The sequence below is a fragment of the Streptomyces endocoffeicus genome, assembly GCF_016741935.1.
GTDB lineage: Bacteria > Actinomycetota > Actinomycetes > Streptomycetales > Streptomycetaceae > Streptomyces > Streptomyces endocoffeicus.
Window position 1 is genome coordinate 308,376 of the sequence record NZ_JAERRG010000003.1, and the last position, 21,156, is coordinate 329,531.

The following is a 21,156-nucleotide window of genomic DNA, read 5'->3' on the forward strand; positions in this document are numbered from 1 at the left end:
GTGTCGCAAGCCGGACCGCACGGTCTGTCCGCACCGCCTCGCCAATCGCGTGGTCGTCTCTGAACGGAGTGAACACAGTGGGCAACACAGGAATTCGCATGAGGCCGTCCAAGCGCATCGCCTTGGCCGCGGCGGCGGCCGCGGTCGTCGGCGGCATCGCGGTGGCCCCGTCCGCGAGCGCCGCCCCGTCCGCAAGCGCTGCCAAGCCCGCGAGCGCTGCCAAGCCCGCGAGCGCCGCCACGTCCTCCTGCGGCGGCAATGTCGTCGCCACCGCCGTGAAGTACAGCTACGGGAACGCGAGCTGCTCCATCACCGGCGTCCCCGGCCTCAAGGTCACCTACAGGTGGACGGCGACCGACCAGTACGCCGCCATGCAGGCGTTCGGTATGGACGCCAACGGCGTCAGCCACTGGTACAACTGCGGCTCGGGCGGTGGCGCTTGCACCGTCCCGTGGGGCAATCAGATCGCCACCCCGAAGATCCGCGCCTGGGACGCTCCGCACGCGGCCAGGATCGACTTCACCGTCAGCTGACCATCGGATCCCCCTGCGGGGTGGCCACCGCGCGCGGGCGTATGTGCGCGCTTGTGCGCGCTCCCGCGACACCTCGGGGCCGACCAGGTACCTTCACCTGGTCGGCCCCTTGGATCGGAGAGAAATGCGGCCCGGACAGGATGAAGAAGTGGCCGACGCCCCGGAGCTCGCGGCGCGGCTGCGCCACGTCTTCTGGATCGGCGGCGGGAGTGGCGCGGGCAAGTCGACCACCGCCCGCCGGCTCGCCGACCGCTACGGTTGGCGGCTCTACGCGACCGACGATGTGATGCGGGATCACGCCGGGCGGGCCACCCCCGAGGAGGCGCCGCTTCTGCATCGGTTCATCGCCATGGACATGGACGAGCGATGGGTGAACCGGTCCCCGGAGGTCATGCTCGAGACGTTCCACTGGTTTCGGGGTGAGGGTTTCGGCCTGATCGTCGAAGACCTCCTTCGCCTGCCGCCGGAGCCCCGCGTCATCGTCGAGGGGTTCCGGCTGCTCCCGCGCCTCGTAAAGCCGCTGCTCGACGCTCCTCAACACGCGGTCTGGCTTCTTCCCACCCCCGATTTCCGTCGGACCGCCATCCGGAGTCGGTCGGTACCGGGGGAAGGGTTCGTCTGGAGGACCAGCGATCCGGCGAGGGCCGGCCGCAACCTCGCCGAACGGGACCGCATGTTCACCACGCGCATCGAGGAGGAGGCCGAGCGTCTCCGACTGCACACCATCCAGGTCGACACCACGACGACGGAAGACGAGCTCACTGAGCGGGTGACCAGGGCGTTCCGGCTCTGACGCGACGACTCCCGCGGCCGCTCCGCCCCGGGCTCACCTGATGGAGCCGGGCTCACTTGACCAAGCCGGGCTCACTTGACGAAGACCGCCCGCGCGATCGCATCGGGCGCGGCACTCGCTTCGGCGATCAGCGCCCCGTCCGCGGACCAGATGCCCGAACGGCCGGATGTGCGGTCGAAGCCGCCCCCGGTCGGACCCGCGAAGGCGGCGGTGGCGGCCCACACACCATGGTCGGCGGTGACCCGGCGGGCGCGCTCGCCATGGAGCCCGGCCTCGTGTTCGGCGTGGACGACCCCGGCGACGTAGCCGTCGATCCCCAGCGCCACCGTCTTCGCGGCGTGCTCGGGGAAACCGGTGTCGCGGCAGACGGCGAGACCCAGCCGCCACTCGTCCACGTCGATCACGGCGGGCTCCCCGGGCACGAAGTGGACGGCCTCGCCGCGGTGCAGGTGGACCTTTCCGTAGACCACCCGTGCGCCCTCTCCGTCCAACGCCAGGATGCCGATGCGCGGACCCGCCACCGGCGCGCCGACCAGGGCGAGTGTCCCGGTGGCGGCGCACGCGGCGACGATCGGAGCCAGCCGTTCATCGTCCGGGGCGACCGGCGTCGCGTCCAGCTCGTATCCCGTCAGCGACATCTCGGGAAAGACCACCACCCGCGCGCCCGCCGCCCGAACGGCCTCCGCGTGGGCCACCGCGTTGGCCGCCACGTCATGAGCCACGCACCTCGGCTGTGCCACCGCGATGCTCAACGGCTGTGCCACCACCCCGAACTCCCCTCGCCGAGTCGTAGTCGCGCGATCAGCCTATCCAAGCCTGTACGGCGGCCATCGCCGCCCTGTAGCGGTCTTGGCAGGGAACGGGAGGGCGCACACCGCGCCCTCCCGTTCCCCGCCAAGAGCATCGGCTTCTCAGGCGGACGTGGCGGGCGAGGAGGTGGTCGGGGAGGTGGTCGAGGCCGTGTCCGTGCGGGGCGTCTGGCCGTCGTCCGTCGTGCTCGGGGCCGACGGCTCGCCGTCGCGTTCCTCGGGGAGCTTCAGCGTCAGTGTCAGGACGAGTGCGACCAGGTAGAGGGCGAGGAAGATCAGCGTGACTCCGCCGGCGCCGACGAGGGGGAGGAAGAGGCTGGCGACGGCCGGGCCGACGAAGGCCGCGCCGCCCGCGCCCAGGTTGAGCAGGGCCATCGAACCGCCCTTGTTCTCGGGCGCCATCGACGGGATGAGGGCCGAGATGGGCACGAATCCCGCGAGGGTGGCGCCGTAGAACATGCCCGCGAGCACCGCGACCCAGTAGTAGTCCGGGCCGAGCCAGGTCGGTACGAAGTACAGCGTCGTGACGCTGATAGCGCAGCCCAGCGCGCCGAAGCCCGCGATGGTCGTGCGCCAGCCGATGCGGTCGGAGAGGACGCCGAAGATGAGGTTGAAGAAGATGTTCGTGCCGTAGATGATCGCCAGCAGCTGGAGCCACTTGTCCTCGCCGAAGCCGACGTCGTCGGAGAAGATCCGCGGCAGGTACACCAGCATGCCGAATTCCGGGGCCGTGTTGATGATCCGGACCAGGCAGCCCACCAGCACGCGCGGATGGGTCCAGATGATGGAGACGGAGTTGAGCAGGCTCTCGCCGGTGGTGACCTCCGGGGGCGCCATCCGGTCACCGCCGGGCCTCCGCCGGGCGCCGACCAGGGCGATGGCGCCGCCGATGAGGATGAGGACGAGTGCCGACCACAGTGTGCCCATGCGGCCGAACGAGGGGATGGTCAGGCTCGACCACAGCGAGCCGAGGGTGGGCAGGCCGCCCGTGAAGGCGAAGTAGAACCAGCCCACCGCGGTGCCCAGCCGGGCCTTCGGTGCCGTGTTGGTGATCCATACGAGGAAGCCGAACGCGAAGAGCGGATAGCCGAAGCCCCGGATGCCGTAGAAGACCAGCATCAGCGGGTAGTTCTCGGTGCCCAGCGCGAAGAGCAGATACGCGGCGTCGAAGACGGCCCAGATCACCAGGCCCGTCCACATCACCCGGCGTGGCCCCCACACCTGGCAGAGCGCGCCGGAGAACCACGACGCCAGCATGACGGCGATGCCGTAGACCGTGATGACGTACCCGGCCCGTACGTCCGTCGCCGCGCCGTGATCGGCCATGTACGGAGCGATGAAGCCGGATTCGACACCGTCGCCGATCATGAACAGGAGTACGCCCAGATAGCCCAGGATCAAGGGTTTCGGCATCGCTTTCTCCACTCTGCGGGGATGACGGAGTACGACCGCAGATACTCAAGCGAGCCGAGAGAAATATCAAGAGGTCTGGTAAGAATAACGAGAATCGATGGTAACTAGTCGGTCTCGACGACTCTCACATCCGTCAGCTCCCGCATCTCCCGGAGCAGCTCCTCGTCCACCGGGCCGGTGAGCAGAACATGGTCGAAGGAGTCCACGCTCTCCAGCCGGTGCAGTGCGCGACGGCCCACCTTGCTGTGGTCCATGAGCAGCACGCTCGTCGCGCCCGCCTGCCGGGTCGCCCGCTTGATGCTGACGATCTCCTGCTCCTGGTGGAACGTCATGCCCGCGGTGATCGCCGAGGTGGAGAGCACGCTCAGATCGACGGAGACGCCGCTGATCATGTCCATCGCCGGCAGGCCGATCCATGAGTCATGGGTGCGCGAGTACTCGCCGCCCACACAGATCAGCCGGATGCCCTCGGCGCTCCTCAGCTCCTCGGTGATCAGGCGGTAGTTGGTCACCACGGTGAGCGGTCCCACCTCGGGCAACAGCCGCGCCAGGGCCAGCGCCGAGGTCGAGTCGTCCAGCATCACCGACATCCCCGGGGCCACGAACCGCAGGGCGGCGCGGGCCAGCGCCCGCTTCTCCTCGGCGTGCGAATGCAGCCGGAAGTCCGAGCTGGACTCGAAGACCATCGAGGGCTGCGCGGAGACGCCGCCGTGGTACTTGCGCAGGATGCCGCGGTCCGCCAGCTCGGCGATGTCCCGGTGGACCGTCATCAGGCTGACGCCGGTCAGCTCGACCAGTTCGGACACGGTGGCGTCCCCCTGGGCCAGAACGTGGTCGACGATCACTTGCTGCCGCTGTTGCCGCGCACCGCGCGACGACGGGGGAGTAGTCATGCCCACCATCCTGCCGTGTTTATTTCTCACATAGAACCAGTGACAACTCACGCTCTGACTGTTAATTTCGCTGTGACGGACCCCGCCGGGTGCCACCACCTGGCGGACACCGCCGGGCGCACGGACATCTCCGTGCCCCGCCAGCCAGACATCATCAGCCGGGAGATCAGGGGTACGCATGGCCGACGCAGTGGTCTTCGACATGGACGGCGTGCTCGTCGAGAGCGAGCATCTGTGGGAGGAGCTGTGGGCCGCCTACGCCGCCGCACGCGGCCGCACATGGGGCCCCGAGCAGACGCGCGACGTCCAGGGGATGAGCGCCCCCGAATGGGCCGCCTACCTCACCCGGTTCTGCGGGGCGGGTGACGCCGCCGCGAGCACCGAGCGGGCCGTCGTCGACGGCATGGTCCAGGCCCTGGCCGATGGCCGTATCGGCCTGCTGCCCGGAGCCCGGGACATGGTCACCGCCACCGCCGAGCTCGCGCCCGTGGCGCTCGCCTCCTCCGCGCCGCGCCGGGTCATCGACGCCGTTCTCGTCCACCACGGCGTCGACCACCACTTCAAGGCGACCGTCTCCAGCGCCGAGGTGGAGCGCGGAAAGCCGAGCCCGGACGTCTATCTGGCCGCCGCGCGCGCCCTCGGCGTGGCCCCGGAGCGCTGTCTGGCGGTGGAGGACTCCAGCAACGGGCTGCGCGCCGCCGCGGCCGCCGGGATGACCGTCGTGGCCATTCCCAATCCGCAGTACCCACCCGCCGAGGACGCCCTGGCCGCCGCCGCTTACCGTTCTTCGGACCACCATGCCGTACGTGACTTCCTGCTCAGCAGGCTCGAGACCCGAGGGGAGTGACCGACATGACCACGGTCCTGGTAGCCGGTGACGACTTCATCGCGCCCGGCCTCTTCTCCGCCGCCCTGAGCGAGGGACTGCCCTCCACCGGGCTGACCTTCCGCACGCTGCGCACCCGCTGGCCGAACGAACCCTTCGGGCCGGTGGGGGCCGACGGGCAGGGGAACGGCGGGGTCAAGGAGGCCAGCGGAACCGAGGAGCAGGTGCTGGAGGCGCTCGGCGACGCGAGTGTCGCCCTCACCCAGATGGCGCCCTTCACCGCCCGTGTCATCCGCGAGTCGCCCGGCCTGAGGTTCATCGGCGTGGCCCGCGGCGGCCCGGTCAACGTGGACCTGGCCGCCGCCACCGCCGCCGGGATCCCCGTCACCTTCACACCGGGTCGCAACGCCGCCGCGGCCGCCGAATTCGCCGTCGGCCTGATCCTCGCCGCCATGCGCCGCATCACCCACGCCGACGCGGCCCTCAAGGAGGGCACCTGGCGTGGTGACTACTACGCCTACGAGAACGCGGGTCTCGAGCTCGACGGCGCCACCGTCGGCCTCGTCGGGTACGGGGCCATCGGCTCGATCGTGGCCCGGGTGCTGCGTGCCTTCGGCGCACACGTCGTCGTCTCCGACCCGTACGCGGACCCGGCACAGGCACACGCCGACGGTGTCGAGCTCACCGCCCTGGAGGACCTGCTGCGGCGCAGCTCCGTGGTGAGCCTGCACGCCCGGGTCACCCCCGAGACCCGGCATCTGCTGAACGCCGGCAACCTCGCGCTGCTGCCCGAGGGCGCCGTCCTCGTCAACTCGGCCCGCGGTGAGCTGCTCGACTACGCGCCGCTGCCCGGTCTGCTGGAGTCCGGCCGGCTCGGCGCGCTCGCCCTCGACGTCTACGACATCGAGCCGCCCCCGGCCGACTGGCCGCTGCACAGGGCCCCCAACGTCATCACCACCCCCCACCTGGCGGGCGCCACCCGGCGGACCGCCGACCGGGCGGCCCTGATCACCGCCGGTGAGGCCGCCCGTTTCCTGCGCGGCGAACCGCTGCGGCACGTGGCCAATCCGGAGGTGCTGACCGGGAGCCGGCCATGATCGTCGGAGTTGACATCGGCACCTCGGTCACCAAGGCCCAGCTGATCTCCCGCGACGGCCGGACCACCCCCGCGCACGAGGCCCGCAGCACCGTCTACACCCTGCCCGGACACCGCGTCGAGCAGGACCTGGACGATGTCGTGGGCACCGTGGAGACCGTCGTACGGGCGGCGCTCGCCGACGCCGCGCAGCTGGGCGACGAACCGGTCGAGGCCCTCGCCCTCACCGGGCAGGGCGACGGTCTGTGGCTGCGCGACGCCTCCGGCGCCCCGGTCGGCCGCGCGCTGTCCTGGATGGACGGCCGGGCCGCGGACCGGCTCGACCGGTGGACCGCCGACGGCACCCTGCACGCCCTGCACCGGCGCACCGGCGTCGGCCTCTTCCCGGGCTCCGCGGCACCCCTGCTGGCACATCTGGCCGAGCACGAGCCGGAGCGGCTGGCGGCGGCCGAGACCGCCGGGTACTGCGTGGACGCCGTCGTACAACGGCTGACCGGCGCCGTGACCGTCGATGTCTCCGACGCCTCGCAGCCGTTCCTCGACGTGGCCACCCGTACGTACGACGAGACCGCGCTCGAGCTGTGCGGGCTGTCCGCACACCGCCGGCTGCTGCCCGACCCGGCGCCGCCCGGCACCCTGCACCGGCTGCTGCCCGAGGCCGCGAGACGCCTGGGCCTGCCCCCGGGGCTGCCGGTCTCCGGCGGCCCGTTCGACATCCCGGCCTGCGCCTTCGGTTCGGGAGTCGCCGAACCGGGGGAGGGCAACCTGATCATCGGCACCACCCTCGCCGCCCAGGTCCTGGACACCGAGCCGCGCCCGGCCCTCGCCGAGGACCCGGCCGGAATGGTGCTGGCCACTCCGTACGAGGGCCGGTTCCTGCGGGTCATGCCCGCCATGATCGGCACCGCGGGCCTGGACTGGCTGCTGAAGCTGCTCGATGTGAAGATCGAGGCGCTGGACGCGCTGCTCGTCCAGTCCCCGCCCGGCGCCGCGGGCGTCACCGCGCTGCCGTTCCTGTCCACCAGCGGCGAGCGGGCGCCCTTCGTCGACCCGCGGGCCCGTGGCCGGTTGGACGGCCTCTCCCCGCTGGCCGGCCGCGCCGACCTGGTACGGGCGCTGTGCGAGGCCGTCGCCTACTCGGCCCGGCACTGCATGGAAACCCTCGGCGTCACCCGCACCGTCACCGCCTGCGGCGGTGGCGCGCGCTCCGGGGAGTGGGCGCGCATCTTCGCCGGGGTCCTCGGCGGCGATCTGGAGGTCTGCGACGACGCCGTCGGCATCCGCGGCGCGGCCCATGTCGCCTGGCGCTCCCTGGGCACGCCGGTCGACCCCGGCGCCTGGCGCGCCCAACTCCGTACCGTCACCGCCGAGCGCGGGCTGATCGACCACTACGCCGAGGGCTATGCCGCCTACCGCCAGGCCCTCGACATCGCACGCGAAGGCTGGAGCACACGATGACCAGGCTCTTCAATGACCCCGCCCGGTTCACCGACGACATGATCACGGGCTTCGCCGCCGCCCATCCCGGGCACGTACGGGCCGTGCCCGGCGGTGTGGTGCGCGCCCGCCCCGCCCGCGCGGGCAAGGTGGCCGTGCTCACCGGCGGCGGCTCCGGCCACTACCCCGCCTTCTGCGGTGTCGTCGGCCCCGGGTTCGCCGACGGCTCGGTCATCGGTGATGTCTTCACCTCTCCGTCGGCCGCCCGCGCCCGCTCGGTCGCCGAGGCGGCGGAGGCGGGCGGCGGTGTCCTCTTCCTCTTCGGCAACTACGCGGGGGACGTGATGAACTTCGGCCTCGCGGCACGGCAGTTGGCGGGCGACGGAATCGCCGCACGCTGCTTCGCCGTCACCGATGACATCGCCTCCGCCCCCGCCGACCAGACGGCGCGGCGGCGTGGCATCGCGGGTGGCTTCGTCGTCTTCAAGACCGCGTCGGCGGCGGCCGAGGAAGGCGCCTCCCTGGAGGAGGTCATCCGCGTCGCCGAGCACACCAACGCCCGTACCCGCACGCTCGGAGTGGCCTTCGACGGCTGCACTCTGCCGGGCGCCGAAGCGCCCCTGTTCACCGTTCCCGAGGGCCGGTTGGGCCTCGGGCTCGGCATCCACGGCGAACCGGGGGTCAGCGAGGACACCCTGGGCACCGCGGAGGACTTGGCCCGCGCCCTGGTGACGGGGCTGCTCGCGGACCGGCCCGCCGGGGTGGGCGACGACGGGCGGGTCGCGGTCGTCCTCAACGGGCTCGGCGCCACGAAGTACGAGGAGCTGTACGTGCTGTGGGGCGCCGTGGCCCGTCAGCTGGACGAGGCGGGGCTCACACCCGTACGCCCCGAGGTCGGCGAACTCGTCACCAGTCTCGACATGGCAGGCTGCTCGCTGACCCTGAGCTGGCTGGACGAGGAGCTGGAACGGCTGTGGCTCGCCCCGGCCGACACCCCGGCCTTCTGCCGTACGGCACCGCCCGAGTCCCCGCCGGCCGACACCGCCGTACGGCCCGCCGCGGCCCCGCGCCGCCCGGAGCGGTCCGCCGCCACGGCGTCCGGCGCGGCGGCCGAGGTCGCCGAGCTGGCCGTCCACGCCCTGCGCGCCGCCCGCGACGTACTGCACCGGGACGCGGAGGAACTGGGCCGGCTGGACGCGGTGGCGGGCGACGGCGATCACGGCCGTGGCATGTGCAAGGGCGTCGACGCGGCACTCGCGGCCGCCGAAAAGGCGCACACCGACCGGCTCGCCCCGGCGGCGGTGCTGGCCGCCGCCGGTGATGCCTGGGCGGCGGAGGCCGGGGGCACCTCGGGGGCGCTGTGGGGGGTGGGGCTGCGCGCCATCGGCGCCGCGCTGCCCGCCGACCGGGCGCCGGGGCGCGAGGAGTTGGCGTCCGCCGCCGCGGAAGCGCTCACCGCCGTCACCTCGCTCGGCGGGGCCGAAGTGGGCGACAAAACCCTGGTCGACGCCCTCACACCGTTCGCCACCGCCTTCGCGACGGGGCTGCGGAGCGGAGCCCCGGTGTCCGGGGCGTACGCGTCCGCCGTGGCCGAAGCCCGTACGGCCGCCGAGAACACCGCCGGGCTGCGCCCCCGCCTGGGCCGCGCCCGCCCCCTCGCCGACCGCAGCGTGGGCACCCCCGACCCCGGAGCCACCTCACTCGCCGCGGTGCTCACCGCGGTGGCCACCCTCCGCGCCACGACAGGAAGCGATCCCGTATGACCACCGCGCATGCCTTCCGGATCGTCGTCGGCTGCGACGACGCCGGTTACGACTACAAGGAAGTCCTCAAGCGGGACCTGCTGGCCGACCCCCGGGTCGCCGAGGTCATCGATGTCGGCGTGGGCAGCGACGAGCACACCGCCTACCCGCATGTCGCCGTGGAAGCGGCCCGCCGGGTGGCCGAAGGCACCGCCGACCGCGCCCTGTTGGTGTGCGGCACCGGCCTCGGCGTGGCCATCAGCGCCAACAAGGTCCCCGGCATCCGCGCGGTCACCGCCCACGACAGCTACTCCGTGCGCCGCTCGGTCCTCAGCAACAACGCCCAGGTGCTCTGCTTCGGCCAGCGCGTCATCGGCCTGGAGCTCGCCCGTGCGCTCACCGACGACTGGCTCGCGCAGAGCTTCGACGAGACCTCCACGTCGGCGGAGAAGGTCGCCGCCATCCGGAGTTACGAGGGCTGATCGTCGCCACGGCCGGTCTCCCGCACACTGGGAGCATGGCAATGGACGTGGCGGCGGCGGCCGACAACCTTCTGGGATCCCTCGCGGCGAGGGCCGACACGGACTTCGCGGTCGGAATGCAGCGCTACTTTCCGCGGCGGATCCGCGCGCTCGGGGTGAGCAATGCCTCCGCCGTGGAGATCGCGAACGACTACTTCCGCGAGCGGCCGGACGTCCCCGCGGCGACCAGGCTGGCTCTCGCGGAAGAAGTCCTGTCGCGCGCCACCTACCACGAAGAGGTCCTGCTGGGATTCGCGGTCCTGCACAAGGTCGCGAGGGCCGGGCTGGGCCCCGAACTGCTCGACCGCTGTGAGCACTGGCTCGGATCGTATGTGTCGAACTGGGCGCAGTGCGACGACCTGTGCCTGAAGTTGCTGTACCCGTTCTTCCGCGGACACCTCGATCAGATCCCGCGGACGCGAGCCTGGGTCGAATCCCGGTCCGGCTGGGCGAGGCGCGCCGCGAACGTGGCCGTCGTGAAGTTCGTCCGGCGCAAGGTGGGGCGGGCGGTGTTCGAACTGCCGCCGTCCCACGTCTTCGACAACTGCACCCGGCTGATGCACGACGACGATGTGTATGTGCGGAAGGGCTGTGGGTGGCTGCTCAAGGTCACCGCCGAGGTCCATCCGGACGAGGTGGTCGAGTTCCTGCGCACGTGGCACACCGAGATGAGCCGCGACACATTCCGGTACGCGATCGAGAAGATGGACAAGGAGACGCGCGCTTCCCTGATGGCGCTGGGGTAGCGGGCGCGGCCCGATGAGCTCACGGAACCTCTCCGCGCTGGCCGACCCGGAGGACGCTCAGATAGCGGCGTGACGCCCGGTCACCCATCCGGGTGAGGATGCGCTCGGCGATGGCGTCGAGCAGGGGCTCGCGGACGTCGCGGTCGAGTCTCCGGTAGAGCGACGTCGAGCGGAGGTGATCGGCGAAGCCCGCCCCGTTGAACCACTGAACGGCCGGGTACCAGCGCACGATCGGCGGGCCGAACAGGCCGCCGGGGTCGTCGACCGGCCCCCAGCCCTCGTCGGCGCCGCGTACGTCGTCCTCGAGCGGCGGATGGCCCCAGTCAGGGTTCCCGGGGCAGAACCGCTCGTGGAGATCGGCGGTCTCGGCGTACACCTCCGGCTCTCCCGGCCTGCGGACGACGACGTTGCCGAGCAGCGCCAGCCGGCCTCCGGGGCGGAGCACGTCGTGCGCTCGCCGCCGGCCGATCGACGGGTCGACCCAGTGCCAGGAGGACGCGACCACGAGGGCGTCGAAGCGCGCGCCGCGGTCGTCCCACTCCTCGAATGTCGATGTCTCGACGTCGACATTGGGGAAGGTGGCGAGCCGCCGGCGCGCGAGTGCGGCCATTTCCCGGCCCGGCTCGACGGCGGTCACCGAACATCCGAGCGCTGCCAGCGAGCGCGTCGCCTGACCGGTACCGCAGCCCACCTCCAGCACCGACGACCGCTCGTCCATGCCGGTGATGGCGACAAGGTCCGCGAACAGTTCGTCGGGGTACCCCGGCCGGACCCGGTCGTAGACCTCGGCCACCTCGTTGAACACCCGACCGAGGTCACGTCGGTTCGCACGCTTCTCCGGATCACCAGTCACGGGCGCACAAGCTATGGGGCTCATCCACGGAGCCGCCACTGGTTAAACCGGCGGTGCCCGCCGGCCGGATGGCCGACGGGCACCGGGCGGGTGGGACGGGTCAGCGGGTCACCAGCCGACGGCTACCTCGAGCCACTGCGGGTCGTTGTGCGAGACGAAGGAGGACTGGCCCGCGAAGTCGTCGTACGGGAAGCCGTAGGCGAGCTTGTCGATGGCGTGGTCGTGCCAGAACTTGGCGTAGTAGTTCGCCGGTGCGTCCTTGTAGTACTGGCCCGGATCCGACCACTGGTCCTCGGGCAGCTGCGCCACATGCCGGTTCAGCGCCGAGCACTTCCCCGCCTCGTTGGCCAGCACCCCGGCGCAGCCGAAGATGTCGGACGTGGGCGCGTCGATACCGACCGTCTTGGCGTAACCGCTCATGTAGTCCGCGTACTTGCCGCCCTCCCGGAAGTCGGGCACGCTGCCCGGCGCGAGGATCCGGTACGGCTTCTCGACCTCGCTCAGCGATGCGAACTCGGCCGGCATGGCGTCGGCGAACTTCTTCCAGGTGGCGTCCCGGTCCTCCTGGAACGTCTCGTAGTCCTCGCCGACCTGTGCGTCGAAGCCGTCGTGGGCGTGCAGCCGCATCGCCAGCTTCAGCGCGAACGCGTCCACGCGGGTGGTGTTGCCGTTGAAGACGTCGTCCCCGACGGTGAACTCGATGAAGTCGGAGTACTTGCTGTCGGGCGAGCCGAGGTGGAAGTACATCCGGCCCGCGGAGTTCGCCGGCATGTCGAGCGTGGGCTGCTCGGCGATCGAGTGTGTTTCGTTGTTGAACGTCCAGAAGACCTGGTCGTCCGGGTACTTTCCGTTCGTCCGGTTGAGGATCTTGACGGTGAGGACGTTCTTCGCGGGCGGGATGGTGCTCGTGTCGCCCCAGAAGTCGTCCGGCGGCTGGCCCTCGGCGCGGGCGCTGTGGCGGCCGTTGTGGCTGTTGCCGGCGTCGCTGTCGGCGGCGGCCGACGGCATGGCGCCGAGGGAGCAGAACGTGGCGAGTGCCAGCGTGGCCGCGGCGGCGAGGCGGGCGTGGCCTCGGCGCCGGAGCGGCCGCAGTGCGGTGGGGGGCATGGTTCTCTCCTGGTGTGGGGGGCCATGGTGAGAGCGCTCTCACGAAGAGTTGTCGGGTTTCATGTCCTTGTCAAGGAGTTGGTCTTCAAGAAGTGAAGTGGCTCTTGATCGCGGATGGGGGCGGCGGGCGGTCAGCCGGCCAGGTGCGTGCCGAAGAACTCGGTGAGCTTGTCCACGGCGGGGGTGACGTATGCGTCCCTGTCGTACAGGTCGATATGGGTGGCGCCGTCGATGATGACCAGTTCCTTGGGCTCGGCCGCCTTCTCGATCGCCTCCCGGCTGAAGTAGGCGGTCTCCGCCTCCGAACCGGCGATCATCAGCAGGGGGCGGGGCGAGATGAGCCGGATCAACGCGTACGAGTCGTACTGGGCGATCAGGTCGATACCGCGCAGCACCCATCCCTGGTTCGCGCGGGGGTGGTAGCCGCGCGGGGTGCGGTAGAACTCGTAGGTCTCCCGGAACTGCCGGGTGGCGGTCTCCAGCAGTTCCTCGGCGTTGCCGGGAATCCACGCCTCCAGCCGCGGGGCCGCGCCGCGCGCCTCCGCGGTGCGCAGCGCGCCGGCCTGGTCGAGCATGGCCTGGAGGACCGCCGGGTCCTGGGTGCGGCCCAGTCCCTCGCGGAACACCGACCCGAGGTCCGCGGCGCTGACCGTGGCGACGCCCTTGATGCGGTGGTCGGTCTGCGCGGCGTAGGGAACGTAACCGCCGGACGCGCAGATGCCCAGCGCCCCGATACGGTCCGGGGCGATGTCGTCACGAGTGGTCAGATAGGTCACGGCGGACTTGATGTCCTCGGCCCGCTGGAAGGGGTTCTCCAGACCTCGCGGCTCGCCCTCGCTCTCGCCCTGGTGGGCGGCGTCGAAGACGAGCGCGGCGAACCCGGCGCCGGCCAGCCGCTCGGCGTAGATGCTCGGACTCTGCTCCTTCACACCGCCTCCCGGGTGGGAGATGACAACGGCCGGCAACCGGCCGCCGGTGTGGTCGTCGGGGGTGAAGAGGATCCCGGCGATGGCGAGATGGCTGCTGGGGAAGGTGACGTTGGTCTTCACGGTTCCGTGGCTCCTGGGTGCGGGTGAGTGGGGCGGGCCGTCCGCCGGTCCACACCACCGGACACTCGCACGCGGTACGCGGGCGGGTAAGGGGCGGCTTGTGTCCCCGGACAACGCTGTCCTGGGACAGGCCAGGCCCCCTGTCACGGGCCTCGTTGTTTGTCAGACTTGGGGCTATGAGCAGCGGCGACGCGCACCACAGCGAACTGGGCGCCTTCCTCAAGGCGCGGCGCAGGGAGCTGAGCCCGGCCCAGGTCGGGCTGCCCGATTCGGCGGGCAGGCGCCGGGTCAAGGGGTTGCGCCGGGAGGAAGTGGCCTTGCTGGCGTCGATCAGCCCCGACTACTACACGCGCCTGGAGCAGGGCCGCCGCCAGGCTTCCGAACCGGTGCTGGACACCCTCGCGCGCGTTCTCCGGCTCGACGACGGCGAGCGTGCCTACCTGTTCGAACTGTCCGGCCGGGATGCCGCCCGGCCCCGGCGGCGCACCACGCAGAAGGTCCACCCACAGCTGCGGCGGCTGCTGGACGACCTCGCCACCACACCGGCCGTCGTCCTGGGCCGGCGCACGGACATCCTCGCCTGGAACCCCATGGCCGCCGCCCTGTTCACCGACTTCGCGCGCATCCCGGTGGAGAAGCGCAACTTCGTACGGCTGGTCTTCCGCGAACCGGCCATCAGGGCGCTGTACCCGGACTGGGACTGGGTGGCGCAGACCAGCCTGGCGCAGCTGCGCATGGAGGCCGCCCGGGACCCGAACGATCCACGGCTGGCCAAACTGGTGGGCGAGCTGTCACTTCAGGACCCCGACTTCCGGCGGTGGTGGGGCGCCCATCGCGTCGCCGTCCAGGGCACGGGCACGAAAGTCCTGCACCATCCGGTCGTCGGCGAGCTCACCCTCGACTGGTCCTTCCTCACCTGCGCCGACGACCCCGACCAGCAGCTGATCACGCTGACCGCCGAGCCCGGCACACCCAGCCACGAGCGGCTGCGCATCCTCGCCTCATGGGCCGCGCAATCCACCGGCCACTCCGTGGCGGACGGCTGACGCGGGCCGTTCAGCCGCGGCCCGTCGCGCCGTAGCGCAGCCCGTCGTAGAAGATCGCGGTGATGCGTACCGCATCGTCCTCCCATCCCTTGGCGCGCATTCCGCAGATGCCGCCGAGCGCGCGCAGAAGGACGCGTCCGCTGATGCCGGGGCGGATGGCACCGGCGGCAACCCCCGCGGCGAGCAGCTCATCAAGGGCATGAGCCATCTCGGCGCGCGTGTCGTCGAAGATCGGGGAGTCCGTGGCCATGATGCTCTCCAGCGCCTCGGCCATGCCCTTGCCCACGGCCGAGTGCTCCACGAGCAGCAGCAGGAAACGGCGCAGAGCCTCGTCCGGGGCGTGATCCGCGAGCAGCCGGGCGGGGGCCGCGCAGAGTTCGGCGACCTCCTGTCGGTACACCTCGGCGACGAGCGCTTCGCGCGTCTCGAAGTGGCGGTAGAGCGTACCGACCGCCACTCCGGCTCGCCGGGCGATCTCCTCCACATGGGCGTCGGCGTCGCCGGTCAGGAAGGCCTCGCGCGCCGCGGTCAGGAGCGCTTCGCGGTTACGGCGGGCATCGGCGCGCAGCGGGCGTGATGACGGCAACAGTCCTCCATAAGGTGAGTCGGACTCCGGTTATGTGTACAGTTTGTCGAGCCGGTTTCCGGAGTCCAGTTCACCTTACTGAAGGAGTACGCGCATGACGATCGTGGATGAGGGGCTCAGCGGCCTGCGGGTGCTGGTCACCGGTGGCAGCCGTGGACTGGGAGAGGCGACGGCCCGTCGCTTCGCCGCGGCCGGCGCGACCGTACTGACGGCCTCGCGCACCGCGCCCCCGGAAGACCTCCCGGCCACCTTCTTCCCCGTGGACCTGCGGTCCGAGGAGGGGGTGGCGGACCTCGGCCGACGGGTGCTGGACAGCGTCGGAGGCATCGACGTCCTGGTCAACAACGCGGGAGCCGCGACCGCCCCGATGCCGACCCTGAAGCGGTCCGACGCGTCCTGGCTCGCCGACCTGGAGATGAACCTGCTCAGCGCCGTGCGGATCGACCGGGCCCTGGTGCCCGGGATGGTCGAGCGCGGCTCCGGCGTCGTGGTGCACGTCTCCTCGATCGCCAGCCGGCTCCCCCAGCGTGCCGAGGCGTCGTACGCCGCGGCGAAGGCGGCGCTCAACGCGTACAGCCGCGAACTGGCGACGGAGGTGGGGGAGCACGGCGTCCGCGTGGTGTGCGTGCTGCCCGGCTTCGTCGCCACGGAGGGAGCGGTCGGCCATCTCCAGCGGCTGGCCGACGGCCAAGGGGTCTCCTTCGACGAGGTGAAGCAGCAGATCGTGGACCACCTGAAGGTGCCGATGGGGCGTCCCGGTGAACCCGAGGACGTCGCGGAGATGATCGCGTTCCTCGCCTCCGACCGCGGCAAGTGGCTCACCGGGGCCGAGTTCCGGGTCGACGGCGGCATCATCCCGGTGGTCTGAGCCGCGACCCCACCCACACGGAACGAGGCCGGACTGCCATCAGCCTGGTGAACCGCCGGTGGGTGCGGTCAGATCGCGCGTGAAGAGGTCGGCGGCCGCGTGGACATCGGGTGGACATCGGTGAGGTCCTCGACGGAGCGGAGGTTGTCGCACAGGGCCTCCAGGACCGAGCCGGGGCGAACGATGCGGCAGCCGCTCACCGCCCCAGGATTTGCTCGACATCGGCCATCTGCCCGGCCGTGAGCGGTCCCTTCGCGATCGCGCCCGCGTTCTCCTCGGCCTGGGCGACCGTACGGAAGCCGGGGATCGGGATCGTCCGCGGGCTGCGGGCCCAGATCCAGGCGAGGGCGCCCTGCGCGAGGGTGCGGCCGTCGCTGGTGAGGATGGACCGCAGGGCTTCGACCCGCCGGAGCCAGACCGGGTCCGCGCCCGCGTTCGCGATGAACCCCGGCAGCCAGGCGGGCGGCGCGTTGCGGATGTCCCCGTCGTCCAGGGCGCGCCCGGCGGTGTGCTTGCCGGCGAGCAGCCCCATGGCGAGGGGGCTGCGGTTGATGCTGGCGAGGTCCGACTCCGCGCACAGCGCGAGGAGTTCGGGTGCGTCCTGGAGGATGTTCAGACGGTGCTGGACGGCCGCGCAGTGCGGGCCCTCGGCGAAGACGGCGGCCCGGTCGGGGTCATCGGTGCTCCACGCGTACGCGCGGATGAGACCCTCCCGTACCAACTCCTCGCAGGCATCGCGGAGTTGGGCGGCCCGCTCGGGGTCGGCGTCGGAGATGTGGAGCTGGTACAGGTCGACGTGGTCCGCGTTCAGGCGTCGCAGTGAGGCGGTCAGGGCACGGCGTACGTGCTCCGGGGAGTCGTCCTGGCCCTCGCGGATCCGGGTCCGCTCGTCGAAGACATTGCCCCATTTCGTGGCGACGACGACATCGTCGCGGTGCTTGCCGAGGGCGCGGCCGAGCACGCGTTCGCTGTGGCCGGTGCCGTACGCGTCGGCGGTGTCGAAGAAGGTGACGCCGAGGTCGAGTGCGCGCCGGATCGCGCGCACGGACTCGTCATCGTCGACCTTGCCCCAGCCCAGGGGCTGCCCGTCGGTGGACTGCCACTCACCGCCGATGGCCCAGCAGCCGAAGCCGAGGGGGCTCACTTCGATGCCACTGCGGCCCAGCGTTCTGTTGTGCGCCATGGTCTCCATGCCGGTGAACGGTAGGGGTTGAAGCGCACACGAAGGCAAGCCCCGGTCATGGGAGCCATCGACGCCCATGACCGGGGCGATGGCTCAACGGCCGTAGTAGGTGTCGAAGTTCTTGGAGAACTCGCCGCCGTTGAAGCCGTCCCAGTTGATCGACCAGGCCATCAGCCCGCGGAGGGCGGGCCAGCTGCCGTGGGGCTCATAGCCGCCGCAGTCGCTCTTCTTCGTCAGGCAGTTGAGGGCCTTGGTCACATCACCGGGCGTGGTGTGGCCGTTGCCCGCGTTGGGGCTCGCGGGCAGGCCGATCGCCACCTGGGACGGGTCCAGCGCGGGGAAGACGTTGTCGGCGTTGCCCGCGACGGGGAAGCCGCTGAGCAGCATGTCGGTCATCGCGACGTGGAAGTCGGCGTTGCCCATGGTGTGGAACTGGTTGTCGAGCCCCATGATCGGTCCGGAGTTGTAGTCCTGGACGTGCAGCAGGGTCAGATCGTCCCGCAGCGCGTGGATGACCGGCAGATACGCCCCGGCGCGGGGGTCCTGGCCGCCGGAGGCGCCCGAGCCGTAGAACTGGTAGCCCAGCTGTACGAAGAAGGTCTCCGGAGCCATGGTGAGGACGAAGTCGGATCCGTACTTCGCCTTGAGCGACTTCACGGCCGCGATGAGATTGACGATCGCGGGGGTCTTCGGGTTCTTGAAGTCGGTGTCGCCGTCGTCCAGCGACAGTGAGTGGCCCTCGAAGTCGATGTCGAGGCCGTCCAGTCCGTACTTGTCGATGATCGCCCCGACCGACTCGACGAACTTGTCGCGGGCGGCGGTGGTGGTGAGCTGCACCTGGCCGTTCTGCCCGCCGATGGATATCAGCACCTTCTTGCCCGCGGCCTGCTTGGCCTTGATGGCGGCCTTGAACTCGTCCTCCGACTCGACGTTCGGGCATTCGCTCTGGGGGCAGAGGCTGAAGCGGATGTCGCCGGAGGTGGTGGAGGTGGGTTCGCCGAAGGCCAGGTCGATGATGTCCCAGCTGTCGGGGACATCGGCCATCTTGGTGTATCCGGAGCCGTTGGCGAAGCTCGAGTGCAGATAGCCCACGAGCGCGTGGTCGGGGAGTGCCGCCTTCGTGGTGGCGGAGGTGGTACCAGCGTCGGAGGTGGTACCCGCGTCGGCGGTCGTCGTCGAGACCGTGGCGAGCAGCCCGGCCGCGGCGACGGAGGCGCACACGCCGGTCAGGACCCTCTTGCTCAAGGGGATACGGAGGCTCATGGGGGCCGCTCCTTGGTGTGGGGGGAAGGCGGAGCTGAAGTGTGTGTGGGGGGAGAGGGGGAAGGGGGAGGGATGGACGGGAGACATGGGGGAGGTTGCGCGCCCACGAGACAACAGGACTAGACCACTAGTGTCAATGGTCCGGACCAAAACGGGCAGCGGATCTTCACGTTCAGTGTTGCGTCGCCGCGGAGTTTGCTCCATGGGTGGTCGGCCGTATGCGTGAGGAGCGGTCGGTGGCCGCGGCCGGTTGCGACGCGGGTGGGATCGGCGGCCGCCCGAACACCTCGGTGAGTACGTCGAGTTGGCTGCCGATCGTGGCAAGGGCCCCCACGGCCACGGCCACGGCCGCCTCCGGTCCGGTGGGGCGGGCCTTCGTCGGGGGAGCCGAGGCGGGGGTGCCGGGTGGTGCCGGGCGGCGGCCGATGGCGCGGCGTACGGCGAGTGTGTGCGCCGCCACCTCGCCACGCCGCCCGCGCAGGCCAGGGTCGTCGGCGAGCGCGTCCGGCCTCGATATGACGGCGGTGGCGAGATCGCCGACCGGTTCGACGCAGTGCCGCAGTGCCGCCACGGCGCGCAGCGCGGCGACGCTCCGCCGTCGCCGCACGGACAGCGCGCGGGGAAGGGGCGGCGCGGCCAGGGTCCGCAGCGGAGCGGTGGTCACACCCAGTTGCTCGACGCGGTGGCTGAAGCGGGCGTGGGCCATGCGGACGGCCCGGCCGTCGCGCCAGTCGGCTTCCAGCAGTTCGGTCAGGGCGGCCAGCGCGGCGGCGGTGCGGGCCCGCACCGCCGAAGAGGTGCGGATCGGCAACACCAGCCACGACGCCGCGATGCCGAGGACCGCGCCGACCGCGATCCCCGCCAGCCGCGTGTGCAGCAAGCCCCCCGGGCTCTGCCCGAACCAGTCGTAGAGCAGTGACAGTACGGCCGTGACACAGCCCGCCCAGTACGCGTAGCTCAGCTCCCGCAGCCAGGTGGCCACCGCCAGTACCGCGAAGATCAGCACCACCGCGGCGTCCGAGCGGGGCCCGAACGATCCGGTGAGGGCGCCCGCCGCCACCGTGCCGACCGCGGCACCGACCGTCCGCCACACCCCCTTCACCAGCACATCCGCCCGGCTTCGCGCACCGCTGCAGACCAGGAACGCGGTGAGGACCACCCAGGTCCAGTGGTCCGGCCACAGCATCCGGCCCACGGCGAACGCCGCCGCCAGCGCGACCGCCATCTGCGCCGCCATGCGGGTGGCGGCCGGTATCCGGGTGGCGGCCGGTATCCCGCCACGCCGTGGCCCGGCCGCTGCCGCGGCCACTTCGGCCGCCGGTGGCCTGCGGATGAGCCGGGTGCGCTGCGCCACCCACGTCAGCAGTGCTCCCCAGACGACCGCGACCAGCGCCATCACCGCCGCCCACCCGGTGCGCTCGTGCCCGCCCGCGGGCCCGGCGCCACCGGGCACGACCAGGACGGCGACCATTGGCAGGACGAGGAGAGTGCCCACGCGCGTGGCGCGCACTCCGAACCGCCGCAACCAGATCGCCCCGGCCACGCCCAGGGCGAAGACCACGTCACCCACGGTGGGATGGCGCTGGAGCAAGGTGGCCAACTCCGCTCCGCCGGCCGCCGCGCACGGCAGCACGGCACACGCCGGCAGCCGGTCGGTGTGGTCCAGGACTTGCTGCACCCGCCCGAGAGCGGAGGCGATCACGACGGCTTGTACGACGCTGTCCACGCGCAGCCCGGCCGCGTGCTCGATGAGCAGCGCCCAGCCGAACGTACCGAGCACGGTGGCCATGGTCACGGCGGTCGCCCGCAGACGCAGCCACTTCGGGTCGAAGCGCGGTGCCCGGCGTAGCCGCGTCGAGAACGTAAGCATTGCGTAGCATCACCGCCTGGGCTGACCTGAGAATGGAGGCTAGAGTAAACCCAACCGGTGGTATTTAGTAAGTGATAGCTTAGCGATGTGGCAGCAGAACAACCAGCACATGAGAACCTGTCCGCCGGGATTCGGCAGGGCGTGGTCCGGCTCGCCCGCAGGCTGGGCGCGGAGCGCCCCGCGGATGGGCTCAGCCTCAACAAGAGCAGCGTCCTCGGCCACTTGCGGCGCAACGGACCCATGTCGGCCGGTGCCCTCGCCGCCGCCGACCGTCAGCAGCCGCAATCCCTGACCCGGGTCTTCGCCGAACTCCAACGCGACGGCCTGATCAGCCGGACCCGTGACGACCGGGACGGCCGACAGCGGCTGCTGGAGATCACGGAGGCGGGCCGCGAGGCCCTCGCCCATGACATGGCGCAGCGCGACGCATGGCTCGACACCGCGCTCACCGGCCTCAATGAGACCGAGCGCCAGGTTCTGCTGCTCGCCGCCCGCCTGATGGACCGCCTCGCCGACTCTTGA

Annotated in this window: 21 protein-coding genes and 1 pseudogene; 11 read left to right on the plus strand and 11 right to left on the minus strand. The window is 71.3% G+C overall.

The features are described 5' to 3' along the window. Positions 1-98: 98 nt before the first annotated feature. A complete protein-coding gene (locus tag JK364_RS11500) occupies positions 99-533 on the plus strand; it encodes a hypothetical protein (protein ID WP_201850324.1) in 435 nt (144 codons plus the stop codon). A 148-nt stretch (positions 534-681) separates the two neighbouring features. Next, on the plus strand, positions 682-1,326 hold the full coding sequence (locus tag JK364_RS11505; RefSeq protein WP_307841231.1) for a hypothetical protein: 645 nt from the start codon (positions 682-684) through the stop codon (positions 1,324-1,326). A gap of 71 nt (positions 1,327-1,397) precedes the next feature. On the opposite strand, the gene JK364_RS11510 is transcribed toward JK364_RS11505, so the two are convergent. From JK364_RS11510 to JK364_RS11520, 3 genes are all read right to left on the minus strand, one after another. Then, positions 1,398-2,090, minus strand: a complete 693-nt coding sequence (locus tag JK364_RS11510; RefSeq protein WP_201850328.1) for a carbon-nitrogen hydrolase family protein — start codon at positions 2,088-2,090, stop codon at positions 1,398-1,400. A 147-nt stretch (positions 2,091-2,237) separates the two neighbouring features. Beyond that, positions 2,238-3,548 (minus strand): MFS transporter, encoded by a 1,311-nt coding sequence (locus JK364_RS11515; RefSeq protein WP_201850330.1) that lies wholly within the window; start codon positions 3,546-3,548, stop codon positions 2,238-2,240. A 104-nt stretch (positions 3,549-3,652) separates the two neighbouring features. Further along, positions 3,653-4,441, minus strand: a complete 789-nt coding sequence (locus JK364_RS11520; RefSeq protein WP_201850339.1) for a DeoR/GlpR family DNA-binding transcription regulator — start codon at positions 4,439-4,441, stop codon at positions 3,653-3,655. Positions 4,442-4,619: 178 nt separating this feature from the next. On the opposite strand from JK364_RS11520, the gene JK364_RS11525 reads away from it, so the two are divergent. From JK364_RS11525 to JK364_RS11550, 6 genes are read left to right on the plus strand one after another with little or no spacing between them, the layout of a single operon-like run. After that, positions 4,620-5,288: an HAD family hydrolase gene (locus tag JK364_RS11525; protein WP_201850341.1), complete on the plus strand. Its 669-nt coding sequence runs from the start codon at positions 4,620-4,622 to the stop codon at positions 5,286-5,288. 5 nt (positions 5,289-5,293) lie between these two features. Further along, positions 5,294-6,364, plus strand: coding sequence for a 2-hydroxyacid dehydrogenase (locus JK364_RS11530; protein WP_201850344.1), 1,071 nt, complete (start codon positions 5,294-5,296; stop codon positions 6,362-6,364). Then, entirely contained in the window at positions 6,361-7,821 is a 1,461-nt protein-coding gene (locus tag JK364_RS11535) for an FGGY-family carbohydrate kinase (protein ID WP_201850346.1), read from the plus strand. Before JK364_RS11530 ends, JK364_RS11535 begins: the two co-directional genes overlap by 4 nt. After that, positions 7,818-9,563 (plus strand): dihydroxyacetone kinase family protein, encoded by a 1,746-nt coding sequence (locus tag JK364_RS11540; RefSeq protein ID WP_201850348.1) that lies wholly within the window; start codon positions 7,818-7,820, stop codon positions 9,561-9,563. The genes JK364_RS11535 and JK364_RS11540 overlap by 4 nt, the downstream gene beginning before the upstream one ends. Continuing rightward, entirely contained in the window at positions 9,560-10,024 is a 465-nt protein-coding gene (locus JK364_RS11545) for a ribose-5-phosphate isomerase (RefSeq protein WP_201850350.1), read from the plus strand. The genes JK364_RS11540 and JK364_RS11545 overlap by 4 nt, the downstream gene beginning before the upstream one ends. A gap of 35 nt (positions 10,025-10,059) precedes the next feature. After that, positions 10,060-10,809, plus strand: a complete 750-nt coding sequence (locus JK364_RS11550) for a DNA alkylation repair protein (protein ID WP_230991768.1) — start codon at positions 10,060-10,062, stop codon at positions 10,807-10,809. Between the two features lie 19 nt (positions 10,810-10,828). Here JK364_RS11550 and JK364_RS11555 read toward each other — a convergent pair whose 3' ends face one another. The 3 genes from JK364_RS11555 to JK364_RS11565 form a co-directional block, all read right to left on the minus strand. Beyond that, positions 10,829-11,662, minus strand: coding sequence for a class I SAM-dependent methyltransferase (locus tag JK364_RS11555; protein ID WP_307841232.1), 834 nt, complete (start codon positions 11,660-11,662; stop codon positions 10,829-10,831). Between the two features lie 108 nt (positions 11,663-11,770). Beyond that, positions 11,771-12,769, minus strand: coding sequence for a glycoside hydrolase family 64 protein (locus tag JK364_RS11560; RefSeq protein ID WP_201850355.1), 999 nt, complete (start codon positions 12,767-12,769; stop codon positions 11,771-11,773). 131 nt (positions 12,770-12,900) lie between these two features. Continuing rightward, the gene (locus tag JK364_RS11565) at positions 12,901-13,818 is read right to left on the minus strand and encodes an alpha/beta hydrolase (RefSeq protein ID WP_201850358.1); all 918 of its coding nucleotides are present in this window, start codon (positions 13,816-13,818) and stop codon (positions 12,901-12,903) included. 176 nt (positions 13,819-13,994) lie between these two features. Here JK364_RS11565 and JK364_RS11570 point away from each other — a divergent pair, with 176 nt between their 5' ends. Beyond that, the gene (locus JK364_RS11570) at positions 13,995-14,864 is read left to right on the plus strand and encodes a helix-turn-helix domain-containing protein (RefSeq protein WP_201850361.1); all 870 of its coding nucleotides are present in this window, start codon (positions 13,995-13,997) and stop codon (positions 14,862-14,864) included. A 10-nt stretch (positions 14,865-14,874) separates the two neighbouring features. Here the strand turns inward: JK364_RS11570 and JK364_RS11575 are convergent, their stop codons facing one another. Continuing rightward, complete coding sequence (locus tag JK364_RS11575) at positions 14,875-15,450, minus strand: TetR/AcrR family transcriptional regulator (RefSeq protein WP_201850364.1); 576 nt, start codon at positions 15,448-15,450, stop codon at positions 14,875-14,877. Between the two features lie 94 nt (positions 15,451-15,544). Between JK364_RS11575 and JK364_RS11580 the strand changes: the two genes are divergently transcribed. After that, the gene (locus tag JK364_RS11580) at positions 15,545-16,318 is read left to right on the plus strand and encodes an oxidoreductase (protein ID WP_201850366.1); all 774 of its coding nucleotides are present in this window, start codon (positions 15,545-15,547) and stop codon (positions 16,316-16,318) included. Positions 16,319-16,386: 68 nt separating this feature from the next. Here JK364_RS11580 and JK364_RS56950 read toward each other — a convergent pair whose 3' ends face one another. The 4 genes and pseudogenes from JK364_RS56950 to JK364_RS11595 all read right to left on the minus strand — a co-directional run bounded on the left by JK364_RS56950 (position 16,387) and on the right by JK364_RS11595 (position 20,634). After that, positions 16,387-16,518 (minus strand): hypothetical protein, encoded by a 132-nt coding sequence (locus JK364_RS56950; protein ID WP_269146217.1) that lies wholly within the window; start codon positions 16,516-16,518, stop codon positions 16,387-16,389. Then, positions 16,515-17,510 carry an aldo/keto reductase gene (locus JK364_RS11585; RefSeq protein WP_201850368.1) on the minus strand — a complete coding sequence of 332 codons (996 nt, stop codon included), beginning with the start codon at positions 17,508-17,510 and terminating at the stop codon, positions 16,515-16,517. Before JK364_RS11585 ends, JK364_RS56950 begins: the two co-directional genes overlap by 4 nt. Positions 17,511-17,594: 84 nt before the next feature. Next, positions 17,595-18,617 (minus strand): annotated as a pseudogene (locus JK364_RS11590) (chitinase); the annotation flags it as partial. Positions 18,618-18,936: 319 nt separating this feature from the next. Beyond that, the gene (locus JK364_RS11595) at positions 18,937-20,634 is read right to left on the minus strand and encodes an FUSC family protein (RefSeq protein WP_201850372.1); all 1,698 of its coding nucleotides are present in this window, start codon (positions 20,632-20,634) and stop codon (positions 18,937-18,939) included. 87 nt (positions 20,635-20,721) lie between these two features. Between JK364_RS11595 and JK364_RS11600 the strand changes: the two genes are divergently transcribed. Continuing rightward, the gene (locus tag JK364_RS11600) at positions 20,722-21,156 is read left to right on the plus strand and encodes a MarR family winged helix-turn-helix transcriptional regulator (RefSeq protein WP_201850374.1); all 435 of its coding nucleotides are present in this window, start codon (positions 20,722-20,724) and stop codon (positions 21,154-21,156) included.

Bases quoted from the DNA above. Each gene is read 5' to 3' on its own strand.
- JK364_RS11500 (WP_201850324.1), top strand. From the start codon at position 99: ATGAGGCCGTCCAAGCGCATCGCCTTGGCCGCGGCGGCGGCCGCGGTC.
- JK364_RS11515 (WP_201850330.1), bottom strand. From the start codon at position 3,548: ATGCCGAAACCCTTGATCCTGGGCTATCTGGGCGTACTCCTGTTCATG.
- JK364_RS11520 (WP_201850339.1), bottom strand. From the start codon at position 4,441: ATGACTACTCCCCCGTCGTCGCGCGGTGCGCGGCAACAGCGGCAGCAA.
- JK364_RS11525 (WP_201850341.1), top strand. From the start codon at position 4,620: ATGGCCGACGCAGTGGTCTTCGACATGGACGGCGTGCTCGTCGAGAGC.
- JK364_RS11530 (WP_201850344.1), top strand. From the start codon at position 5,294: ATGACCACGGTCCTGGTAGCCGGTGACGACTTCATCGCGCCCGGCCTC.
- JK364_RS11535 (WP_201850346.1), top strand. From the start codon at position 6,361: ATGATCGTCGGAGTTGACATCGGCACCTCGGTCACCAAGGCCCAGCTG.
- JK364_RS11540 (WP_201850348.1), top strand. From the start codon at position 7,818: ATGACCAGGCTCTTCAATGACCCCGCCCGGTTCACCGACGACATGATC.
- JK364_RS11545 (WP_201850350.1), top strand. From the start codon at position 9,560: ATGACCACCGCGCATGCCTTCCGGATCGTCGTCGGCTGCGACGACGCC.
- JK364_RS11550 (WP_230991768.1), top strand. From the start codon at position 10,060: ATGGCAATGGACGTGGCGGCGGCGGCCGACAACCTTCTGGGATCCCTC.
- JK364_RS11560 (WP_201850355.1), bottom strand. From the start codon at position 12,769: ATGCCCCCCACCGCACTGCGGCCGCTCCGGCGCCGAGGCCACGCCCGC.
- JK364_RS11570 (WP_201850361.1), top strand. From the start codon at position 13,995: ATGAGCAGCGGCGACGCGCACCACAGCGAACTGGGCGCCTTCCTCAAG.
- JK364_RS11580 (WP_201850366.1), top strand. From the start codon at position 15,545: ATGACGATCGTGGATGAGGGGCTCAGCGGCCTGCGGGTGCTGGTCACC.
- JK364_RS11585 (WP_201850368.1), bottom strand. From the start codon at position 17,510: ATGGAGACCATGGCGCACAACAGAACGCTGGGCCGCAGTGGCATCGAA.
- JK364_RS11595 (WP_201850372.1), bottom strand. From the start codon at position 20,634: ATGCTTACGTTCTCGACGCGGCTACGCCGGGCACCGCGCTTCGACCCG.